Below are 24,203 nucleotides of genomic sequence, written 5' to 3'. Positions count from 1 at the left end.
GCACCTCATTGTCAATATACGACAATAGGTGCTTTTTTGCGTGCAATGAAGAAAAAATAAAAGATTTATTTTCACTCTATTTCATCTTCGAATTACATGTTATAATTTGGAAAAAATATATTCTTAATTTTTAGATAATTAAAAGGTGGTAGATTACTATATGAGTACATTAAAGAAAATTACTAATAATATTTCGAAGGTTATTATAGGAAAAGACGAATCGATAGAACTAGCAGCCATTGCTCTAATAGCAAGGGGACATATTTTATTAGAAGATGTACCTGGGACAGGAAAAACAACATTAGCGAAAAGTTTGGCTAAAAGTGTGGACGCTAAATTTCAAAGAATACAATTTACAGCGGATACTTTGCCTGGAGATGTTATTGGTCTTGAATATTTTCATGTAAAGGAATCGGATTTTAAAACAAGGTTAGGACCGATTTTTGCAAATATCGTATTAGTGGATGAAATTAATCGAGCTGTACCGAGAACACAATCTTCGTTACTTGAGGTTATGGAAGAGCGTACGGTTACAATTGCGAAACAGACACATTCATTACCAGAACCTTTTTTAGTTATAGCAACGCAAAATCCACTCGAATCAGCGGGCACATTTCCGTTACCAGATGCTCAGTTAGACCGGTTTTTACTCACAATACGCCAAGGTTATCCTACGAGAGAAGCTGAAAAGGAAATGATGAATCGGTTTCAAATGAATGATCCATTAGAAACGTTACATTCTATTATTTCAAGTGAAGAAATTATTACGATGCAAAAGCGTGCAAGAGAAGTGTTAGTAGGGAATGATGTGCAAGATTATCTCCTTGAAATTATTGAAGCAACTCGTAACCATGAGTTAATTGAAATTGGTGTAAGCCCTCGGGGAACGTTGGCATTTATGAGAGCAATTCAAGCACGGGCAATATTAAATGAAAGAGATTACTGTACGCCAGATGATATTAAGACGCTCGCTGCATCAGTTTGTGCTCATCGTTTAACGTTAACGATTGAGGGAGAGATGAAAACGACGAAAGAACAAATTATGAAAGAAATTCTTCATACGATTAGTGTGCCAGTGGAGAATGTACGATGAATCAACAGCTTGCGTATACACCTTTAGCGGAGCCTTTCGTAATGGGGGTTATGTCAGTTGTAGCCGTTATTTTAAGTGTATTTTCAAGTAATCTACTGTTTTTATCTCTCGTATTTTTATATGTAATTTTAATAGGTGCTATGCATGTATATATACGTAAAGTATCTCGTGTTGAATGGGAATACATTCAAGGGAATTCGAACGTTTTTATAGGTGAAACGAATATGTGCAAAATGAAAATTTCAAACAAGTCGATATTTCCTATTCTTAATATCGTATTTCGATTTAAATGTGAAAATAAGCTAACTTGGAATCATGATGAAATAAACAAAAATCATAGTACAGGTTCAAATTATTATATGAATTTTAATTTAAAAGGAAGGGAGTCAGTTTCATTTGATTTGCAAGCTGTAGCGTTAAAAAGAGGCATCGCGAAATGGGAAGAAGTTGAAATTGTTATTACTGATCTCTTTGGATTTATAACGAACCATATAACATATAAACAAGTTGATACGCCCTCTTATTTAGTCTTACCAGCTGTTCCGAAAATACAAGTTCCTGAATTACAAGAATGGTCACGAGGATTTCGAAAAGCGATGTCTTCACCCTTATATGATGAAACGAAAGTAATGGGAGTAAAGTCTTATGAAAATGAAGATTTTCGTTCCATCCACTGGAGTGCAACAGCGAAAACAGGGACGATAACTGCGAAAAAGTATGAGCGAACACAATGTGATAAATACGCGATTTATCTCAACTTGCAAAATAAAAGTGGTGTTTCTTTGCGAAATGATATAGAGGAACTAATTGAATTAACAGCAGGTATATGCAAACAACTTCTTATGCAAAACTGTTCGTTTGAAGTATGGATCAATAGTGTAAAAGATAACGGTTTGCTACATATAAAAAATGGGGATAATCGGAAACATTTGCAAAATGTATTAAAGGTACTTGCCTCGATATCAGACCAAGATACGCCTATATCTTCTTCTTACTTTTACACAGCAGGCTTTCGTCGAAAGGAACTGGATGCGGTTCCTTTAATTATTGGTACTTCACCAAAGAAATACAGTAGAACGAATAAATGGATTGTAATGAAAGAATAAGAAGGGGCTTATGTCATGGTGAATAAGAAGCGGCATATGAAAGTGAAGTTATGGAGTGTAAGAACTTTAATCATACTTTTCTTTGCGATTAGTGCGATAACGTTATCACAAGGTGTTGTGTATGTACAAGACATAGTAAAAGAGCGTTTTTTCAGTAAGACTAAGACAATATCGGAAAGAAATTATGATTTTACTAGTATAGGTGAAAATTTCGATGATTCCAAAATAGATGAAGATGAATATGAAGAAGTAGAAGATACAGGTATAAGAACGAAAACGGGTAAAAAATTTCAACCTTTCGAAAGAGAAAGTCTATGGAGTGACGTGCTTTCTGTTCTTTCAAATATATGGATTACTATAGCTTTTTATGTGATAATTGCAATATCAATTATATATGCCATCTACAAGTATATTAGGAAAAAATTGACGAAAACAGAAATAGTACAGGAGAAAGAATTGATTACAAAGCACACTGCGGTAAGAAGCATAAAGAATGAAAAAGTCATTCATCAGTTAGAACAGCCGTTACCGACAGATAAGATAAGAAAAACGTTAGTTGAATGGGAAAGAACATTACCATTTCATGAACAGAGAAGGTCCTATGAAACGATGCAACAATGGTTAAAAAGAATTTGTAGAACAAGGGATATTATCTCGTTATATGAGTCTGTTCGTTATGGTGAAAAGACGTATACGGATTTAGATGTGGAAGAAATAATGAAGTGGGTAGAGGGAGATGGGAAGGTGGATACATAAATATTCACCTTTTCTTTTTTATATGGAAATTTGATTAACATGAATTATTTTCTTATATGAAACCGTATTCGAATAGGTAAACAAAATTAACTTTATTTACTTATACTTCATTACATGTTAACCTATACTTAATTTTTATAAATTATAATTAATTTTTAATTTTTTAAGGGTGTGAAAATGTAATGAAATCGGTATTAAAAAGCATACTTATTTCCTTTGTTTTTTCAGCAGTAGGTATGTGTTGGTTACTGTACGTATTATTCAAAGGGGACGGAGACTGGTTATTGTCTTGGATAGGTGTATTAATGGCATATTTATCTTTATATACTTTAATAGATTTATATTGTAAAAATACATACGATAAAAAAATAAATAAATGGCTTATAGAAACAGCGGTGACTAGTTTTAGTTTTTCTGTATTAGGAATCTCATTTTGTATCATACATGAGCTATTAACACCATGGAGTCTTAGTTTAATGGTGTGGTATTGGTTGCTAATGTTAGTATTATTTTTAACAACTATAATATCATTAATCAGTTTAGTATTTGTTAATCGTAAAAATCACAATTTCACCGTTGGATATAGAATGCTCATACTTCTAAATGTATTTCTTACACTAGGACCAGTATTATGGCCGCTATTACTTTCTATTATTGGAAATGGTATGAATGCTAGTGCGGGCTGGTAAAAAGGAATATAAATTAGTTGTGTAAAGAATAGGATGAAAAGTTGATATAGAATTTTAAATGTTTAAGAGAACATGTTTACATAAAAAATGAAAACATGTTCTCTTTTTATTTGCATGCATAACTCTTCCTCAGTTTACCGTATTTAAATTTAAACGTAAGTATTTCGTAAGGAATGGATAAGAAAAAAGAGAGATTTATCATATAGGATGAAAGTATAGCTTGAATCAATCCGATATTAATGGAGGAGAGAAAGCCTTATGAAAAAATGTAATTCAATTAAGTTAGCAAGTTTTGCAGTTTTATTAGCGGGTACTGCTCTATTCACACCTGGTTTTACTGTGACTGCAGAGTCAACTCAAAATATTTCTAGTTCGTCACAAGTACATGATCAAAAGAATCGTAATGGCTGGAAACAAGTAATGCAGGAAACAGTACAGCTTGGTGCTGTGGGAATATTAGCTAAGGCGTCTAATAACGGAAAAACTAGTAGTTTTACTGCTGGCGTGGCGGACTTAAGTACAAAGAAACCGGTGAATTCGGATTATCGCTTTCGGATTGGTAGTGTGACGAAGTCGTTTACTGCCACGACTATTCTTCAATTAGTAGGAGAAAAGCGCTTACAACTTGACGATCCAATTGAAAAGTGGCTACCGGGTCTCGTGCAAGGAAATGGGTATGATGGTAATCAAATTACGATACGACAACTTTTGAATCATACGAGTGGTATCGCTGAATACTTAAAGTCAAAAGACGCGGACATAATGAATTCGAAAAAAACGTATACAGCAGAAGAAATAGTGAAAATAGGCCTTTCGCTGCCTCCAGATTTCTCGCCGGGTAAAGACTGGTTGTATTCAAACACAGGATACGTAATACTAGGAATGCTTATTGAAAAAATAACTGGAAATAGTTATGCGGAAGAAATCGAAAAGCGAATTATTGAACCTTTGGACCTATCAAATACGTTTTTACCAGGAAATTCACCCGTCATCCCAGGAAAGAATCATGCTCGTGGATATGTAAAAATGGAAGGAACAGGCGAGTTGAAAGATATTACTTATTATAATCCGAGTTTAGCTAATGCAGCTGGAGATATGATTTCTAATGCGGATGATTTAAATAAGTTCTTTTCATCTTTACTCGGTGGTAAGTTACTGAAGGAACGCGAGCTAAAAGAAATGCTTACTACAGTTCCTATAGAAGGAAAAGGGGTTGGTGACGCATACGGTCTTGGAATCTATGAGACTAAACTTCCAAACGGTGTTTCAGTTTGGGGGCATGGAGGAGGAATTCTTGGATTTACAACTTTTGCTGGGGGAGTAATTGGAGGCAAACATACATTGGCTATCAGTCTCAACTCTATAGGTGGGGTCGATATTGTTCCGCAGTTTAATAAAATGATGCAAATTGAATTTAATAAATAGATGAAAAGAAAGTGAATGGAATTTTGTTATAGTTATATTTAAAAGAGGTGCTTTTTTAAGTTCGCAACTATGGACAGTAGTTGCATTTATGATATGGCATCAATTGTATTTCAAAGTGAAAATCAATCTTAATGCTTACGATAAAAATAAAAAGGATGTCAGTTACATGACATTCTTTTTATTTTGGATAAAAAAGGTATGTGGTTCTGAAAATTGTTATTTTTAAAATTATTAAATATAATGAAGGATATAGGGGCGCCAATAGGGGAGTTATGAATGGGAAATACTTTAGTTAGTTAATTATTTCTCGTTTTAATCAAAATAATTATGAGTTGATTTGGAGCTGAATACAATGGGAGAAAATCATTATAAATGGAGTAATAAACAATTACGAGAACATGTTGAAATAATAGATGGTAAAAGAAGTCCGCACATTTTATGTAAGAACGCAACTTATTTAAATTCCTATATGCGCGAGTGGATGCAAGCAAATATTTGGATCTATGATGACCGGATTGTTTATGTAGGGGAAAAGCTGCCAGTGCAACTGCATGAATGTGAAGTCATTGATTGTGATGGAAAGTATGTAGTTCCAAGTTACATAGAACCTCATGCACATCCATATCAATTATATAATCCTGAAACTTTAGCGAATCATGCGATGCAGTTTGGGACAACAACTTTTATTAATGATAATTTAACTTTATTTTTCACATTAAAGCGTGAAGAAGCATTTCGTTTATTAGATGAATTTGAAAAGATTCCAGCAAGTATGTATTGGTGGTGTCGTTTTGATGGACAAACTGAATTGCAAAACGGGGCAACTTTATTTAATCGTGAAGAAATAATAGAATGGCTTAAGCATAAAGCAGTTCTTCAAGGCGGCGAACTAACAGCGTGGCCAAAACTATTACATGGCGATGATGAAATGTTAACTTGGATGCAGGAAACGAAGCGATTGCAGAAGAAAGTAGAAGGACATTTTCCAGGTGCATCTGAAACGACTTTAGCGAAGTTAAAACTGTTAGGTACAGATTGTGATCATGAAGCGATGACAGGGCAGGAAGCTTTCACTCGTCTTATGCAAGGTTACACTGTTTCCCTAAGAAATTCTTCAATCCGCCCAGATTTAGAAGTTTTACTGAAAGAATTGTTGGAACTAGGCGTAAAGCAGTTTGATAGATTCTTTTTTACAACAGACGGCTCACATCCTTCGTTTTATGAGAATGGAATGACAAACGTTATGATTTCTACCGCGATAAAACAAGGAGTGCCAGTAATAGATGCATACGATATGGCAAGTTATAATATTGCTCGCTATTATAATATGGAACATGTACATGGTTCGATTGCGACAGGTAGAATTGCTAATATCAATATTTTAGAAAGTAAAGAAAACTCAGTACCAATTAGTGTCCTTGCAAAGGGGAAATGGGTGAAGCGTGACGGTGTAAGTACACATGAGGCATTACATATAGACTGGAGTAAACATAAAGTAACTCCATTATCATTAGATTGGTCAATAGAAAAAGAGGATATGATTTTCTCTAATAAAACGGGGATACACTTATTAAATAACGTTATTACAAAACCATACACTAGTGAAATCAATATAGACTGTGATGAATTGTCCACAGATCATGATGAATGTTTCCTTATGATGATTGCTCGTGATGGCAGTTGGCAAGTGAATATAGCTGTCAAAGGTTTTGCAAAAGAACTAGGTGGGCTTGCTAGCTCTTATTCTGGTACAGGTGACATCATTCTTATCGGAAAAAGAAAAGAAGATATGCTTACAGCTTTTCGTAGAGTAAAAGAGCTCGGTGGTGGAATGGTCATAGTAGAAAACAATGAAGTGTTACACGAAATAGCATTACCATTGCTCGGGATTATGTCTAATTTAAAAATGAGGGAATTAATACAGGAAGAGAAACAGATGGTGAAATTACTACAAGAGCGTGGCTACGCGTATGATGATCCAGCATTTACAATTTTATTCTTTTCTGCGACGCACTTGCCTTTTATACGAGTAACACCTATAGGATTATATGATGTGAAAAGTAGTAAGGTAGTTGCCCCGCCCGTGAATTTGATAAAGCAATATTAAAAGGAAAGATCCTATAAAAATTTTATTTTATAGGATCTTTCTTATTATTAGCATAAGAATATTGTAAGCCTCAAATGATATAGTATCTAAATCATTTGAGGTGATATGTAAATATGAAAAAAATATTTTACATTTTAAGCGTATTTATTCTGTGTGTATCGATACAACACGTTGTACATTCCCAATCAGATGCACCAGAGTTATCTTCGGATTGTCTCGAAGAAAGAAAAGTTAGAGATGAAAAGTATGTGGAGAATATAATACAGGACATTAAATCCACATTTAATTTAAATATTGATGAACATAGTTTTTGGGAAGTAAGTAAAAGAGATCTGGAGGCTGCTCATTTGATGTATGGTGGAAAGGAAAATGATTCTTATTATACTTCGCTAACTAAAATTTATGATAGTGGTGGATTTAGCGAACAGCCCAGCTTATTTGTGAGGGCGCAAGAAGTATTTTTACTTTATAAAGAAAAAGATAATATTAATGTAATGAAACGCCTTAAACTAGACGTTGAAAAAGGGGAATGGCTCGTTATAAAAACGAAAAAGAAGAAAGGGAAAAAAGTGAAATTCAAACCGTTACAATGTGAAAAAGATTATCTAAAAAAGAGAAATGAATAACAAAATACTTATTAATACTATTTTTATTCAACGATATTTTGCTGTTGATTTGAAATAGAAAAAGGTAAACGAACATATTAGCTTTATGAAATATGTTTGTTTACCTTTTTTTGAGAGATTTAAAAATTGGGGATATTGTTAGTTGGAAATTTTTCACTGCCTAATGAATTTATAACATTCAATGAATTTGTTCTTCATAAACATTAGATTTTGTGTCAAATGATTTATACATTGCCGAAACACCTATGTATATTTTATTCTACAGTATTTATAAAAGAATGTTGGCTATTCATAAGAAATATGATTGGCACGGTTTTTGCTTGTATTACATGTAAGGAAGGGCGATTGTATGTAAGGAATCTGTACTCGTAATAGTATAAAACAAGCTACTATTGCATTATTAATCATAGTTGTATTTATAGCGGAACTGTAAATACATACAAATAAGTGGTTTTTTTGGTTTTAAAATTCTGAATTTTCATTTAAATTATTAGGGGGCAATGGTATGGTTAAATATTCGAAAATTTCTAAGTGGATTCTTGGTGTTGGACTAGTGACAATAACATGTAATGGTTTGCAAATTCAAGCAGAGACAAAAGAGAAAAATGTGAAGAACGTATTACAAATGGAGCCGGTAGGAATACAGAAATCTGTTGATGAATTGGCGCACCCTTCAAAAGTACAAGAAAATGAATCTTTTACAAAACGGTTAAAATTAGCGGATTTATCGCAGCGTCCACTAGGACCAACCGATAATATTAAGCCGTTAGCTGAAGAAAAAAAGTATTCGATGGCTGAGTTAAATCAATTAAATAATAAACAATTAACTGATCTTCTTGTGACAATTAAATGGTATCAAATTCCGGAATTATTTCAGTTTAATAGTGATAGTCTTAAATTCTATCAAGATGATAGCCGAATGCAAGCGATTATTAATAAACTAGCAGAACAAGGACAAGCTTATACGCAAGATGATTCAAAAGGGATTGAAACATTAGTAGAAGCTCTACGTGCAGCGTTTTATTTAGGTTTTTACCATGATGAATTAAGCAAACTAAATGAGCGTAGCTACCATGATAAATGTTTACCAGCTTTAAAAACAATTGCAAAAAATCCAAATTTCAAACTTGGTACATCAGAACAAAATAAAGTAATTGCATCATATGGAAAATTAATTGGAAATGCATCAGCAGATGTTGAAACGGTTTTATATGCAGGTGAAATTTTTAAACAATATAACGATAATCTTGCAACTTTCATTGAAGACCGAACAAAAGGAGACGCTATATATGAGTTGATGAAGGGAATTGACTTTGATATTCAGACGGATATGTACACGACTGGAAAAGAGCCAAAAGATACGATGTGGTTTCGAAATATTGATAACTTTATTAATGAAATAAATCGTTTTGCACTACTTGGTACAGTAACAAATAAAAACGGATGGTTAATTAATAATGGAATTTACTATGCTGGCCGATTGGGCAAGCTTCATAGCACGCCCACAAAAGGACAACAAGTTGTTACAGATGCAATGCGAATTTATCCATATTTAGGAGAGCAATACTTCGTTGCGGCAGAACAAATTACTACAAATTATGGAGGAATAGATGCGAATGGAAAAACTGTAAATTTAGATCAAATTCGAGAAGAGGGTAAAAAGAAATATTTACCGAAAACGTATACGTTTGATGATGGTGCAATTGTCTTTAAAGCTGGGGATAAAGTTAGCGAAGAGAAAATTAAACGTCTATACTGGGCGGCAAAAGAGGTGCGTTCTCAATTTTATCGTACAGTTGGTAGCGATAAACCACTTGAAAGTGGACATGCTGATGATGTGTTAACGATGGTTATTTATAATAGCCCAGATGAGTATCAATTTAATCGTCAACTGTACGGATATGAAACGAATAATGGTGGGATTTATATTGAAGGGCCAGGGACTTTCTTTACATATGAACGTACACCAGAGCAAAGTATTTATAGTCTGGAAGAATTGTTCCGCCATGAATTTACGCACTACTTACAGGGAAGGTACGAAGTTCAGGGATTATGGGGCCAAGGGGAAATGTATCAAAATGAACGTTTAACATGGTTTGAAGAAGGGAATGCAGAGTTCTTTGCAGGTGCAACGCGATTAGATAGTGTAGTACCACGAAAAAGTATAATTGGTGGGTTATCTAATGATCCTGCAAAACGTTATACAGCATCACAAACATTAAATGCGAAATATGGAACGTGGGATTTTTATAATTATTCGTTTGCACTGCAATCATATATGTATAATAAGCGCCCAGAAATGTTCGATAAAGTACATGATTTAATTCGCGCAAATGATGTTTCAAGTTACGATGAATACCGTGCTACATTAAGCAAAGATAATAAGTTAAATGAAGAATATCAATCTTATATGCAAATGCTTATTGATAATCGTGATAAGTATACAATTCCACAAGTATCAGATGAGTATTTAACTCAGCATGATCCAAAATCGCTTTCGGACGTTACTTCAGATATTACGAATGAAGCGAAATTAAAAGATGTGAAAGTAACAAAGAATAAATCACAATTCTTTAATACATTTACACTACAGGGGACATATACAGGAAGTGCGGCTAAAGGAGAAGTTGAGGACTGGAAAGTGATGAATGAAGCAACGAATGATATGTTGAAACGTCTTTCAGGAAAAGAGTGGACTGGATATAAAACATTGACTGCTTATTTTGTAAATTACCGTGTAAATAATGCTGGGCAATTTGAATATGATGTTGTGTTTAGCGGAGTGAATACGGAAGAAGGTACGGCTGTAGAAAAAGAACCAAATAATTCATTTGAAACAGCAAACCCACTATCTTTGAATATTTTGTTAAGAGGAACCTTGAGCGATCAAGATCAGGGGGATAAATTTGTTATTGATGTAAAGGATCAAAAAGATTTACAAATTTCTGTTACGAACGAACAAAATCTTGGATTGAACTGGGTATTATATTCTGAATCAGATTTAAATAATTATGTAGCTTATGCAACAAAACGTGATGGAAACAAATTGCTTGGAAATTATAATGCAAAGCCAGGGAAATATTACTTAAGTGTATATAAGTATGGTGGTGGAACAGGGAATTATACGGTACAAGTAAAATAGTTTACTATAGTTTGTTTTGAAAGGCTACTTATTACATTTTTTAGCGAAATAAAGTATTTAATGTTAAACATTAAACTAATTCAACATATCCCTGTTCTAATTATAGAACAGGGATATGTTGGCTTTATATTTTTAATTTAAATAACCTCATTGGATTTTGATAAGAAAATAATTAATATAGATCTGAATTCTCATTCGTAAAGCATGTTTTAATCTTCTTAATGCTCTTTCATTTTTGTCTCAATGCTTGTTTTCAAATCAGTTGATACTTGATTGAAATACCCCAAAACGATCTCCCTAATATCATCGGATATAACTTTCAAATCACTAGCTAAGTTTTCAGCGAGATGTTCTTTTTCTATTGGCTGTAACTTCGTATAAAATTCACCAGCTTGTGTAAAGTCATCCTGTTTCGTTATAGAAGCTCTTTCAAGTTTACCTTCAACGTACCTTCCTTCACCGGTTGTAATTTGATTAGCAGGTGTCCAATCTTGCTGCTGGTTAATCGTTAATTTGCGAAATTCTGGACCAATTCTTCTTCTTTGTGAATCACTGTAAATGTTAGCGCGCCCTTGCAGCATTTTATCATCTGATAGTTCTGCACCATCCAGTAAATTAGAAGGAGAGAATGCGACTTTTTCTACTTGTTCCATAAAATTTTCAGGATTTTTATTTAATACCATTTTCCCGACTGGTATGAGAGGATACGTCTGTTCATCCCATACTTTTGTGTCATCTAAAGGATCATAAGAAAGGTGCGCTTCATCTTTCGGATCCATGAGCTGGACGTATAAACCATACTCCACTGGTTTACCATTTTCAATAGCATCATATAAATCTTTCCCACTATAATCAGGATTTTCGGCAGCTAGTTTAATTGCTTCTTTACTAGTAATGTACTGTACACCTTCAAACGGGTACCAATGATACTTTACATACTTTCGATTACCTTCCGCATTTCTCCATACATATGTATTAACACTATGCCCTGGAATGTGGCGAAGACTTTTGGCCGTACCATTATTAGAGTATAAACGGACAACAAAATGAATAGATTCAGGTGCTTTAGCGACAAAATTCCAAAATCTATTAGGGTCTATTAAGTTATTTTTAGGTGAAGGCAATAATGCTTGAATCGTTTCAGGGAAACGCATCGGATCACGGACAGAAAAAACAGGAATGTGATTACATAAAAGGTCAAAAATGCCTTCTTTTGTATAAAATTTTGTAGAAAAACCGCGTACATTTCTAGCAGTATCCGGTGTTCCTTTCGTACTAACAGCTAACGAAAATCGCACCATAACAGGAACTTTCTCATTAGAATTTTGTAAAAAACTTAATTTAGTATGTTCAGACATCGAATATATCGTTTGAAAATAACCGAACGCACCAAATCCTTTTACATGAACAGGTCTTTCTAAAATTTTTTCATGAATAAATTGTTGTAATGACTCATGTAGTACACTATCTTGCTCTAGTACGGGTCCACGTGAACCAACTGTTTGAGAGTGAAGGGTAGCTTGTTCATTACGTTCGCCTTTTTCATTAAAGTGATTCCCTAGTAAAGATTGCCCCTGTTTATCATAGTTTTCATTCATCGATATAGCCTCCAAATTTATTTCGTCTATTGTTACTAAATATGATTTTATAATCTTGATTATGTATGATATGCAAAGTAGTAACAGACCGCTAGATGAAAAAAACGTGTATGTAGTGGACCTGTTGAAATAGAAGAAATTATGGAAAAATGAATATCGTGAAGAAAATTACTATTAAAATTTTAATCTAAAAAATGAATTTATACATGAGTTTATAGAGAATGAACAGAAATAAACAGGGAAAATAAATAGGAGGAATTTAACATGTCGGATTGGTTTCAATTAGATAAAGAATATATGATGTCTACATATTGTCGTACAGAGGTTGCAATGGAAAGAGGAGAAGGATGTAAACTATATGATGTAGATGGTAAAGAGTATTTAGATTTATTTTCTGGCGTAGGAGTAAATGTATTAGGATACAATCATCCTAAAATTGTACAAACGACAATGGAGCAAGTTACAAAATCGTTGCATCTGCCGTTTCATTTTTTAAACCCAGTTGCGATTGAGTATGCAAAGAAATTAGTGGATTGCTCATTAAAAAACGGAAAGGTCTTTTTTACAAACTCTGGTACGGAAGCGACAGAAACAACTTTGAAATTAATTGATAAATATAGAGCTAATACGAATGAAGAACGTGAAGGAATTGTAGTGCTGAAGAATAGTTTCCATGGGCGTACGTTAGGGGCACTTCATTTTACGAGACAAGAAAATGTATATCAAAATTTCCCTAAAACATCGATTCCTGTATATGAAGTAGAGCGCGAAAATATAGAGCAATTAGAAGAAACAATTATTCATGAAAATCCAATTGCGATTATGCTAGAGCCGGTTTTAGGAAGCGGGGGGATTTATCCTTTATCGCGTGAATATTTACATGGCGTTCAAAACTTATGTGAGAAATACAATCTACTACTTATCGTTGATGAAATTCAAAGTGGTATGGGGAGAACCGGGAAACTGTTTGCGTATCAAAATTTTAATATCACACCGGACATTATTCAAATTGGTAAAGGAGCAGGAGGCGGGATACCGCTAGGAGGAATTATTGTAGGTGAAAAGCTATGTGATGTATTTGCACCTGGAGATCATGGAACAACATTTGCTCATTCATCAATGGGAACGGCTTTAGGGTTAACGGTATTAAACACATTGATTGAAGATGGTTTAATGCACGAAGCGTATGAAACGTCACTATATTTAAATGATAAATTACAAGAAATTCAGAAAGAAAATTCTTATTATATTCAGGAAGTACGTCATGCTGGTATGATGTTTGGAATTAGTTTAAATGATACAAATGAAAATGTGAAAAAATTACAGGTAGAGCTAATGGAGAAAGGGATATTAGTTGACGTAACACAAGGGAATATCATCCGTTTACTTCCTCCATATATAATTACAAAAGAAGAAATTGATACATTTATTACTCAATTTATTACTTGTATGGATAAGGTTGCTACTGTAGTAAGTGCTTAAAAATTAAAAGCTATATTTTATATAAAGTGCACTCTAATTGTTGGGGATAGTTTACAATTGGAGTGCATTTTTTATAGTTGAATTTTGTAAAATACAGTCGTTTGTATATGATAACGGAAAAATAGAAGGAATTTCGTTATATTTGAGTGGTGAAGAAAAGGGAAAGTATAAAGATAGTAGATAAAGCGGGTGGTTTAAATAACTAATGATAGAACGTTTTGAAAATAATAGCATACGAATATATAAATAATAAGAATGAGGTGATATATTGGAAAATAATGATATTCAATTTACTTCTTTACAAATGAGAACGGATAAATATGGTTGGGCTAGTATTCAATATACAAATAAAAAGCAGGCTATCTTATATACTCGAAACGGAGGAGTAGAATGGGATGTTGTCAATCCTCTTAATTCAATTGTATTATTTGGGTATCCAATAAACGCTCGAAGCTCTTGGGCATATGGTTTAACAAAAAAGAATGACGATTTATTGCCAGCTATATTTTATACAGTTAATAGAGGAGAAAGGTGGAGTGAGTTTATTTTACCGGTTGAAGAAGATTGAGAGAAATCGACTGATGTTCAAGTACAATTGCATGCTACGAATATGGATAGTATATGGATTGTATTATCTAGAAAGCTTGCATCAAATAAATTTGAACATAATTTATACTATTTGAAAACGAAAGGGAAAGTTTGGAAAGTAATAAAAAATATAAGTATTAGTGATAGTATTTCAGGGATAACATTTATAAACGATCTAATTGGGTTTATTTCACTACAAAAACATTATGAAACATCAACGGTATTTAAAACAATAAATGGTGGGGAAAGTTGGCATCCTATAAAAGATATTCCAAGTCTTGAAGGAATTAATAATGGGACTGCTATGGCTTATAAAGCAATCTATAAAAATAACTTATTAGTAATACCAACTAAAATGAATGATGATGTATTTTTAATGAATTACTCATTTGATAAGGGGAATTCGTGGCATATTTCAAATAAAACAATAAATACTAGTAAAGTGGCTGTTTCGTTTTTTAGTTCCTATTATGGCTGGGTTATAAATAGTGAAAATGGGAGTGTGTATCAAATAATAAAAAAAGGAGCAAAATGGATTAAAGTATCAAGCAATCCATTATTAAAAAATGTATTTTGTTTGCATTTTTTTAATCGGCGTAAAGGTTGGGCGTGTAATAAAAAAGAAATATTTACTACAAAAGATCGCGGTATAACATGGAAAAAGGTAGTATATAAAATTAATAATATTGATAAATTTATTTAAAAAAGTCCTAAAGAAATTAGGACTTTTTTTGTTTTTTATGGTGAGAGTTGTAACAAACAATGATAAGAGAAAGGAGGTAAGTGCAGAACTTATATTTTTAAAAATAGACGGTTGTTTTTACACAGTATAATTCACTTTTGAATATGTTAATAAAGTAGCAAATTCATAGGAAATGGTAATACTTAATATTTTATGTCACATAATGTGTAAAGGGGGCGTGTAATGAAATCGTTAACGGTTATTATTTTGTACAGTGAAAGAGAGCAAATGTTAGAAGAGTCAATTCAATCTATATGGAAGCTAAATCCTCTTGAAATTATAATTTTCGTTCCTAACGATAGAAGTAATTTGTATGAAATAGCAAAGAAACATAAATGCCATATTGTTTTGATGGATAAATATAGTACGTATTATGATGGGTATGAAGCTTCTGTAAAGGCAGCAAAAGGAGATGTATTGTTATTTGTAGATAGTAATTTTTTATTATCTTCAACTGAAATGAAGAATTTTATTGAGCCAGTTGTTACAAATCAGGCGGATGTAGTATTAAACAGAATAGATAAATTTATAGAAGTTGGTAAATGTCCGAATATGGATATTGTTTGGAGAAAAATGTTAAATGAAATTTTAAGTCGACCAGATTTAAAAAGCAATTCAATACTTTCATTACCATATGCACTTACGAAAGAAGTAGTGGTAAATATCGGCTTTGATTATATAAAAGATATCGTTCTAGCTCATATGAACATAGTGAATCAAGGCTGGCGGATTAACAATCAATATGCAATAAGAACGTTCTCTAAAGATGAAATGTTAGAAGAAGAAGGGTATTTATTTAAAAAAGAATTATTAGAAAATGAAAAAGAGAAAGTGGAAAAATATTTAATTGGTATATCCAAATGGATAGAGAAAAAGGGAAGAAGAGTAGGATTTACTGATGCAGGAAAAAGAAGAGATATTATTCAAAGATTAGGTGAAAGCAAGCAGTATCCTTCGTATCATCGAGGCTGGGGAATGCATTCTTCAATTTATAACGGGAAACAACTTTCTGTCATTATACCAGTACAAAATGAAGAAGAGACTATAGAACAAGTAATACTTGAGGCGAGAAAAATAGAACCACTAGAAATAATTGTCGTTGTAAATGGTTCGACAGATCAAACGGCTAATATTGCTAAAAGACTTGGTGTTACTATTATTGAATATAACGAACGACTTGGTCATAATGTTGGACGTGCTATTGGAGCGCTTGAAGCTACAGGAGATATTCTTTTATTTATTGATGGTGATTTTAGTGTTTCAGGAAGTAATTTGCATCATTTTACAAAAGCAGTTTCAGCTGGTGTAGACATAGCATTAAATGATTTGAATCCGATGTTACATCCTCCGTTTTATGTTGTAGACGTCGTAAAATATATGCTTAATTTAGCATATAATCGTCCAGAATTAAGCAATGGCTCATTAGTAGCAATTCCACATGCTATGAGTAGATCATGTTTAGATGCAATAGGCTGGGAAAGCTTACTATGCCCTAGTCTTGCACAAGTAAAAGCTATATTACAAGGGTATAGAGTAGAATGTGTACATTACGTTGATGTTGTAAAACCGAATAGAATTCGTTTAATGGAGAATGTAAGTTACAATGGACATCCTCCGGCAGTATTAAGAATAATTGGTGATCACGTTGAAGCTCTCTCTTACTTAATAGAACATCTTGAAATAGATGGAAAGGGTGATTAAACTGTTAGACCAGTACAAAAAAATTAACATTTCATATGAACAATTATGGCAAATGGATTTTCAAATTACAGAACCATTTATACTCAAGGTTGATTGGGATAAAGTAACGTATGAATTTTTAATTCGTATTAAGCCCGATACTTCTAACACTATTGTTTTTGGATCCGGAGCAGGTGGGTTTCAAGAACAGCCAATTGGTCCACCTATTTTTCATCGACATTCTTGGATGGATGAATTTGAAGATACTGTTATATATTATAATGACCCTACGTTATATCTTGGAAAATTATCTTTAGGCTGGGGACAGGGAGAGTTAAATAGATTTTATTTACAAGATATAGCAAATATTTTAGAAATAGTATTTGCAAAGTTAAAAGTTGATTCGAAAAATGTGTTGTTTTATGGCAGTTCCGGGGGAGGATTTATGTCTTTAATTTTAGCTGGATTCGTTAAGGGCTCCACAGCTTTAATTAATAATCCTCAAACAAATTTATTAAAATGGATACCTGTACCAATAAATCTAGTTTTCGATTTGTCTTATCCAAATTTATCAAGAGAAGAAGTTGAGGAGAAATTTGGCGAAAGAATTAATGTTGTGAAATTTTTTAATCACATTAAATATGTACCGAATATTTATTTTTTGCAAAATTTCGCGTGTGAATTTGATGTGCAAAATCATTTGCTACCATTTATTTCCGAATTAGAGCAACTTGATAAAGACACGGAAGTAAATCAAATTATAATTGACTTATATTTTGATAAAAAAGCAGGGCATGCAGCTGTAGGGAAGAGTGAAACAATTGAATATATAAAAAAAGTAAAACCTAATCAGACTGTAAAAGAAGAACAAAAAGAAGTGGACCTATCAGTCGTTATAGTTTTAGGAGAAGAAAAATCAAAATTGAATCAAATTTTAAATAAAGTGCAGCATATAAAACCGATAGAAATTATTATTGTAGCTGATGATAGAATGAGTGCGATACAATCTATACCAACATTTGTTGAAAGTAACGTTGTTGTGATTGAGGAGAAAAGTAAACGGAAAGCACCAGTTCATGGGGCAAAAATCGCCAATGGTGATGTAGTCTTATTTTTAGATGGGGAAGATGTTATTTTTTCGGTAGAATTAGAGCGATTTATAGAACCGATACTGAAAAAGGAACAGGATGTAATCTTAAATAACATAGACTCCGTATGTTTTGAAAAGATGAGAGTAGAATGGCCAAGTATTGCTATGGTGTATAGAAAAATAGTAAACGATGTATTGGGGCGTATGGATTTAAAATATGATTCGATGTTATCTATGCCATATGTTATTACTAAAAAAGCAATTGAAGACATTGGATATGATATCTTGCAGAACCCTATTCTGTCCCAAGTAACTCTTATTGAGAAAGGGTGGCGACTACAATCCTCGTCAGCCATCACTAACACCTCCTTGAATAATATGCCCGCAAACAAAACCTCTTTCTATAAAAGTGAATTAACTAAATTAGAAGTATATGAGATTAAAGAAAATATAAAAGCTTTGGAGAGTTGGTTACAACGAAAAGATGATAGAGGTAACTATACAGATGGAGGAAGAAAAAGAGAAATTATAGAGCAGTTAAAAAACAAAAGAATTATTCACGTTTCCATAAAGGATGGGGAATGAATTCATCAATTTATAATGGAAAACAGTTATCAATTATTATACCAGCACAAAATGAAGAATCAACGATTAAAGAAGTTATTCTTGAGGCAAGAAAAATTGAACCGAAAGAAATAATTGTTGTCATTAATGGGTCAACAGATCAGACAGAAGTAATCGCTAAGCAATCAGGGGCAACAGTAATTGTTTATGAAGAAAGATTAGGGCATGATGTAGGACGGGCAATTGGTGCACAAGAAGCCACAGGGGATATACTTCTCTTTATTGATGCTGATTTTGCTATTCCAGCAAAAGATCTTCATCCGTTAACGCAAGCTGTTGCGGATGGTGTTGATATGGTTTTAAATGATTTGAATTTAAATCTTAGATTTCCTCTATATATTGTAAGTTTATATAAATATATATTGAATATTGCTTGTAACCGTAAAGATTTAGGGGTAGGATCTACAATTGCTGTTCCCCATGCTATTAGTAGAAAATGTTTAGAGGGAATTGGCTGGGACACTCTTCACACAGCGTGTGTTGCACAAGTAAAGGCAATATTAGAAGGGTATAAAGTCGAATGTGTCCATTTTGTAGATGTAATGAAACCAAATCGTATTCGTCCAAATGAACACTTTGCAACAGTAGGACATCCACCAGCTGTATTGAGAATTACCGGCGATCATGTAGAAGGGTTTTCTTATTTACTAAAGAATAGGGATTTTAAAGATTTATTTTAATTTGGAAGCTACTTTATTAATCGGCTTGAAATAGCAACGGATAAAGTATGAGTTACGTATTGGGATAAAAACAAAATTTTAAAAATTGCTTTTTTAATTCAGTGTAAGTGAAAAGTAAAAACCTCTTCAAATACATGAAGAAGTTTTTACTTTTTTATTTCAATTTATTATAAGTATATAAAGTAAAGAGTAAATAAAGCAGTAACGAAATTAACTTAATATTAGATGTAAGAAAGGAGAGAATACCTTTTTTTACATCAATAAAAGGTATTTAAAGATTTATTTAGAAACTAAAGTCAATCCAAATGGTGGCGCAGAAATATTCGTAAGGTGCAATGATGAATGTATGTCTAATTTTAATGTAATACCATTTATCGCATGTATTTCTATTGCAGTGAAAGATGATTTGAGTTTCTTAGTTAATTTAGATAGTTTAATCAAACGTTAATTGCCTATAAAACGAATAGTAAAATAGCATCTAATTTATAAAATTTAGTAGGAGAGTCGTGTCCGAATTTAACTAACTGCATATATTGTTAAGAGAAAGGAGGGAGAGTTATGGCATGTACTACGAATAATGTTTGTTTAGATGTGTGTCTTAAAATTACAATTACCCCTGGTAGTGGAATTGATGCAGTAGTCGATTGTGGAGGCACATGTGGGACAAGTCCTACTATTGTAATTAGTCCTAGTGAATCAATTGTTATTACTTTACCATTAGTTGCATGTTTCTCAATTGCACTAAATGATGATTTAAGTGTTGACTCTTCATTAACAAGCCTCTCTTTTCAAACTTCTTAAGAAGATACAGAAATGAAAAACCTGCCTTCTACTTTTCTTTTGAATTGATGTAAAGACAAAAAAGATGGTTACAAACCATCTTTTTTATTCGGTCATATATTTAAAATGAAATAATATATTATTTGGTAGATTGGATGTGTAATTAAAAGCACTCTTTACCTCTTTTTTGTTCAATGAGGTAAGAAATTGCTTCTATATGATCACCAATGATTTGTTGTGTTGCTAATGAAAGGCAACCTTCCTGTGAGAAGTGTTTTTCAGGTCGAACACGATTCAGCTTATCGACGTCGACAGAATGGACATTTTGCACATGAAACCCTGCTAAAATTGTTTTCACTTGACTTAAGGTTGGAGAAAGAAGTGAATCAAACCCAATTGTATGAATGCATTTTCGACTAAAAGCATGAGGGACAGCAGTTGTGGATCCCATACCTAAATCTTTTCGATTACATGCTAAATTAACAGCATATTTACATGCGGTGACGATAGAATACGGTAGACGATACATATAGTAGTGCTCTAGTTTATTTAAAGCTAAGTCTGTGCCGTTTTGAATAGATTGTACAAATGGTAATAAATCATGACTAGAAATTAAGAAATCTCCATCTATAAATAATAGTATTTCACCTTTTGCAAAAAAGGCACCAACAGCACGTCCTGTATCATTTCCAAGTGCTTCTTCGTAGCTTATAACTGTTGCACCGCAACTCTTCGCCAATTCCTCTGTTTTATCTGTTGATCCATTAACAATAACAATAATTTCAAAAGGTTTTAATTTTTGTACCTCAAAAATAACAGATTCTATCGTTTTTTCTTCATTTTGAACAGGGATGATAACTGATAATTGTTGATCTCCATAAGTATTTGAATAAAACTCTTTACCTGTAATTATTTTTGGAATGGATTTTTGTTCTCCGTTTTGAAGCCCTAAAATAATATCCCGCTTTCGATTATTATCGGTATAGTTTCCTCTTGGATCTTGCATTTTACTTATCCAATTTGCAATGGCTTCAAGATGATAATGAATGAGTTGAGTTGAAGGAAAAGGGAGAACTTGAGGGATAGGAATGTTTAATTGATCGCAAATCCGAAATTTATGTTCAATAATTTTCATTTGTGCCAATATGGGATTTGATAAATTATCTGGATTAATTACCTCAAGTACTTCTTTTGTCATTGCATAGGGAGGAAATAATAAGGAGTTAATATTTAAATCTGGGCGATAAAAAAAATGATTTGTAACTTGCTGCCAAATCATTGCTAAATTGGGCTGTTGTTTTTGATAAAAAAAATCATCTAAATTATTTAATACGACGTCAGCACATCCATTTAGTAATGGTTGAAGAAATTGTATAAGTAAGGAGGGGGGAACCATGTAATTTTCATCTAAAAATAAGAGATACTGCCCCTTTGCTTTTTTTGCACCAATTACATAAAGATTAGGAGATTCTATCGGTTCTTCTAGTGTAATAATTTCACAATTGTAGGAATCTGCACTCCCAATTGAATCCTGGGTATATCCGTTAATAGTAAGGATAATTTCTAAAGGCTGTAGTTGTTCACATGCTTTCAAAATTCCAGTTAAATTTTTTATTTTATGTTGTATGGGGATAATAATAGAAATTGAATGTTTACACATAAGCAGTCTCCTTTTTAATCAGAGGTAGTTGTTAATAAGGTTAGATAAAATAGGAGATATATTTTCTTTTTGTTATAAGCATAACAATCATTTGTTTTTATCAGATTCACAATTTTCATTACTTGAGTTAGACTTTTTATTTATTCCAGAAGCGAGTAAATTATTGAGAACGCTAAGGTCTAATTGCATAGGGATTGAGTTTTCGGATGTAGTTTTCTCATTTTCTTTTTTTGTAGTTAATATAGTCTTTATATTTTTAATTTCTTTATATTGTTTTAAGGTAATGAAAAATCCAGAAATAATAAAGAGAAAAGAAACAGTAGCAAGTAAAAGTATTATTTCCAACATAAAAGAGCCTCCTTTAAAACTACAATAATATTAATAGTTGAATGTAATAAAACAGAATTCGAGCCAATGAGTTCACTTTTTAAATATATGCAAGTCTTTAGTAAAAGTTACTAATTTCTAAGTTAGAGGAAGCAATTATAGAAACGTTATAAATATAAATAAATGAAAGGTTCATTTATAGTGTAAAGGTATATATTATATAGCCTAAACTTCATTTTATAAAAAGTTAAATAGGGTGTAAATTTATACAAAAAGAGCATTTAATTGGACAAATAATTAATTATGTGAAATAATAATAACAGACAAGGAGACGTTGATTTCCCTTAAGTGCTTCGAATTAATTTTATTCAATAAGAGAAGGTGTGCTTAAAGAAGTTAAATTAAAAAAGGAGCTGTTTTATTATATGCAACAAAATAATGATTTAAATTTTGAACCTCAAGACGTTAATATTGTCAATCCTAAACAAGCCAGGAAAGCAGTAATTGCTACTGGTATAGGGAACGCAATGGAGTGGTTTGACTTCGGATTATACGCGTATTTAGCGGTAATTTTAAGTCAATTATTCTTCTCAGGTGTTGATAATAGTGGATTGCAACTTGTACTTACATTCGGTACATTTGCAGCAGCCTTTCTCGTTCGACCAATCGGAGGTGTATTCTTTGGTAGAATAGGAGATAAGTACGGCCGAAAAATCGTGTTAAGTACTACTATTATTTTAATGGCACTTTCTACATTATTCATCGCATTACTACCAACCTATGAACAAATTGGTGTATGGGCACCAATACTACTTTTAGTTGCCCGAATGATTCAAGGCTTCTCTACAGGCGGCGAATATTCAGGAGCAATGGTTTATATCGCAGAATCTTCTCCAGATAAAACGCGTGGTATACTCGGTAGTGGTCTTGAAATTGGAACACTCTCAGGTTACATTGCTGCATCGGTAATTGTTACCATTTTGACGTTATTGTTAACAGATGAGCAAATGCTCAGCTGGGGATGGCGTATTCCGTTCTTAGTAGCTGCACCAATTGGTTTGGTCGGTTTATACTTACGCCGTCATCTAGATGAATCTCCAATCTTTGAAGAGATGGAAAAAGCACAAGAGGAATCTGAAGACAATGAACAATTTTCATTTATGGACATTATTAAGTATCACAAAAAAGACTTCTTATTAAGCACAGTAATTGTCGCCTTCTTTAATATTACAAATTATATGATTCTTTCGTATATTCCTTCTTATCTAACTCAAGTACTTAAAGTCGAAGAAACAACAGGCTTATTAATTATTTCTATTACGATGGCACTTATGATTCCACTAGCACTATATTTCGGTAAATTAAGTGATAAAATTGGTAATAAACGCGTTGTGCAAATTGGTTTACTTGGTTTAACTGTATTTGCAATTCCAGCATTTTTACTAATAGGTAACGGACATATTGCAGCTATATTTGCAGGTATTTTCGTATTAGGTTTCTTTTTAAGTGTATATGAAGGAACATTACCTTCATTATTACCATCACTCTTTTTCACTGATGTACGTTATCGAGCACTTTCGATCTCATTTAATATTTCTGTATCGATATTCGGTGGAACAACACCGCTCGTATGTTCATACTTAGTTCATGCAACTGGTAACCCGCTCGCACCGGCATTTTATTTAGCAGGTGTAAGTATTATTGGATTAGTTGTATTTAGTGTACTATTCGTTACGACTTCAGGGCGTGCGCTAAAAGGTTCATATCCTACAGTAGAAACGAAAAAAGAAGCACACCTAATCGCTAAAGAAGACCCTGAAGAAACACTTTGGTGGCATGAAGAGTCATTAGAAATTGAAGCAGGGAAGAATGCTTCCATTTAAAAAGCAACCTAGAAGTATAAAAAGACTCCTATGAAAAATGAACTGAACCCAAAAAATTAGACAAATATATTAAGCAGCTACTAAGGATTGAACTCTGTATTGCACAGGGGACAATCCTTTTAGTT

General features: G+C 32.8%; 15 protein-coding genes and 2 pseudogenes. 14 read left to right on the top strand and 3 right to left on the bottom strand.

Annotated elements, in window-relative coordinates; all coding sequences use genetic code 11:
• Nucleotides 1–160: 160 nt before the first annotated feature.
• The 8 genes from MR169_RS24285 to colA all read left to right on the top strand — a co-directional run bounded on the left by MR169_RS24285 (nt 161) and on the right by colA (nt 10,944).
• Nucleotides 161–1,093, top strand: a complete 933-nt coding sequence (locus tag MR169_RS24285) for an AAA family ATPase (RefSeq protein WP_000105669.1) — start codon at nt 161–163, stop codon at nt 1,091–1,093.
• On the top strand, nt 1,090–2,199 hold the full coding sequence (locus MR169_RS24280; protein WP_001075774.1) for a DUF58 domain-containing protein: 1,110 nt from the start codon (nt 1,090–1,092) through the stop codon (nt 2,197–2,199). The genes MR169_RS24285 and MR169_RS24280 overlap by 4 nt, the downstream gene beginning before the upstream one ends.
• A gap of 15 nt (nt 2,200–2,214) precedes the next feature.
• The gene (locus tag MR169_RS24275; protein ID WP_000247505.1) at nt 2,215–2,955 is read left to right on the top strand and encodes a hypothetical protein; all 741 of its coding nucleotides are present in this window, start codon (nt 2,215–2,217) and stop codon (nt 2,953–2,955) included.
• 182 nt (nt 2,956–3,137) lie between these two features.
• Nucleotides 3,138–3,644 carry a DUF3902 family protein gene (locus tag MR169_RS24270; protein WP_242320165.1) on the top strand — a complete coding sequence of 169 codons (507 nt, stop codon included), beginning with the start codon at nt 3,138–3,140 and terminating at the stop codon, nt 3,642–3,644.
• Nucleotides 3,645–3,902: 258 nt separating this feature from the next.
• Nucleotides 3,903–5,069: a serine hydrolase domain-containing protein gene (locus tag MR169_RS24265; protein WP_242320164.1), complete on the top strand. Its 1,167-nt coding sequence runs from the start codon at nt 3,903–3,905 to the stop codon at nt 5,067–5,069.
• A gap of 352 nt (nt 5,070–5,421) precedes the next feature.
• Nucleotides 5,422–7,176 (top strand): adenine deaminase C-terminal domain-containing protein, encoded by a 1,755-nt coding sequence (locus MR169_RS24260; protein WP_242320163.1) that lies wholly within the window; start codon nt 5,422–5,424, stop codon nt 7,174–7,176.
• Between the two features lie 113 nt (nt 7,177–7,289).
• Entirely contained in the window at nt 7,290–7,802 is a 513-nt protein-coding gene (locus tag MR169_RS24255) for a hypothetical protein (RefSeq protein ID WP_242320162.1), read from the top strand.
• Nucleotides 7,803–8,307: 505 nt separating this feature from the next.
• Nucleotides 8,308–10,944, top strand: a complete 2,637-nt coding sequence (gene colA / locus MR169_RS24250) for a collagenase ColA (protein ID WP_242320161.1) — start codon at nt 8,308–8,310, stop codon at nt 10,942–10,944.
• 218 nt (nt 10,945–11,162) lie between these two features.
• On the opposite strand, the gene MR169_RS24245 is transcribed toward colA, so the two are convergent.
• Nucleotides 11,163–12,542: a catalase gene (locus MR169_RS24245; RefSeq protein ID WP_001005109.1), complete on the bottom strand. Its 1,380-nt coding sequence runs from the start codon at nt 12,540–12,542 to the stop codon at nt 11,163–11,165.
• Between the two features lie 264 nt (nt 12,543–12,806).
• Between MR169_RS24245 and MR169_RS24240 the strand changes: the two genes are divergently transcribed.
• The 5 genes and pseudogenes from MR169_RS24240 to MR169_RS24220 all read left to right on the top strand — a co-directional run bounded on the left by MR169_RS24240 (nt 12,807) and on the right by MR169_RS24220 (nt 20,229).
• Complete coding sequence (locus MR169_RS24240) at nt 12,807–14,024, top strand: aspartate aminotransferase family protein (RefSeq protein ID WP_098616678.1); 1,218 nt, start codon at nt 12,807–12,809, stop codon at nt 14,022–14,024.
• A 268-nt stretch (nt 14,025–14,292) separates the two neighbouring features.
• A pseudogene (locus MR169_RS24235) lies at nt 14,293–15,315 on the top strand (WD40/YVTN/BNR-like repeat-containing protein).
• 222 nt (nt 15,316–15,537) lie between these two features.
• A complete protein-coding gene (locus tag MR169_RS24230) occupies nt 15,538–17,055 on the top strand; it encodes a glycosyltransferase family 2 protein (RefSeq protein ID WP_242320160.1) in 1,518 nt (505 codons plus the stop codon).
• Nucleotides 17,056–17,107: 52 nt separating this feature from the next.
• Nucleotides 17,108–19,428: pseudogene (locus MR169_RS24225) on the top strand (glycosyltransferase).
• A 558-nt stretch (nt 19,429–19,986) separates the two neighbouring features.
• Nucleotides 19,987–20,229, top strand: a complete 243-nt coding sequence (locus MR169_RS24220; protein ID WP_242320159.1) for a hypothetical protein — start codon at nt 19,987–19,989, stop codon at nt 20,227–20,229.
• A gap of 142 nt (nt 20,230–20,371) precedes the next feature.
• Here MR169_RS24220 and MR169_RS24215 read toward each other — a convergent pair whose 3' ends face one another.
• Together MR169_RS24215 and MR169_RS24210 are read right to left on the bottom strand one after the other, a co-directional pair.
• Nucleotides 20,372–21,868, bottom strand: a complete 1,497-nt coding sequence (locus MR169_RS24215; RefSeq protein WP_086392538.1) for a glycosyltransferase — start codon at nt 21,866–21,868, stop codon at nt 20,372–20,374.
• Nucleotides 21,869–21,955: 87 nt separating this feature from the next.
• Nucleotides 21,956–22,216 (bottom strand): hypothetical protein, encoded by a 261-nt coding sequence (locus tag MR169_RS24210; RefSeq protein WP_044797303.1) that lies wholly within the window; start codon nt 22,214–22,216, stop codon nt 21,956–21,958.
• A gap of 404 nt (nt 22,217–22,620) precedes the next feature.
• On the opposite strand from MR169_RS24210, the gene MR169_RS24205 reads away from it, so the two are divergent.
• Complete coding sequence (locus MR169_RS24205; protein ID WP_242320158.1) at nt 22,621–24,078, top strand: MFS transporter; 1,458 nt, start codon at nt 22,621–22,623, stop codon at nt 24,076–24,078.
• Nucleotides 24,079–24,203: the final 125 nt, after the last annotated feature.

Source organism: Bacillus cereus group sp. BfR-BA-01349 (assembly GCF_022663795.1).
Classification (GTDB): Bacteria; Bacillota; Bacilli; order Bacillales; family Bacillaceae_G; genus Bacillus_A; species Bacillus_A cereus.
Note: the sequence above shows the minus strand (reverse complement) of the source record. Positions and strands in the feature narration are given on the sequence as shown.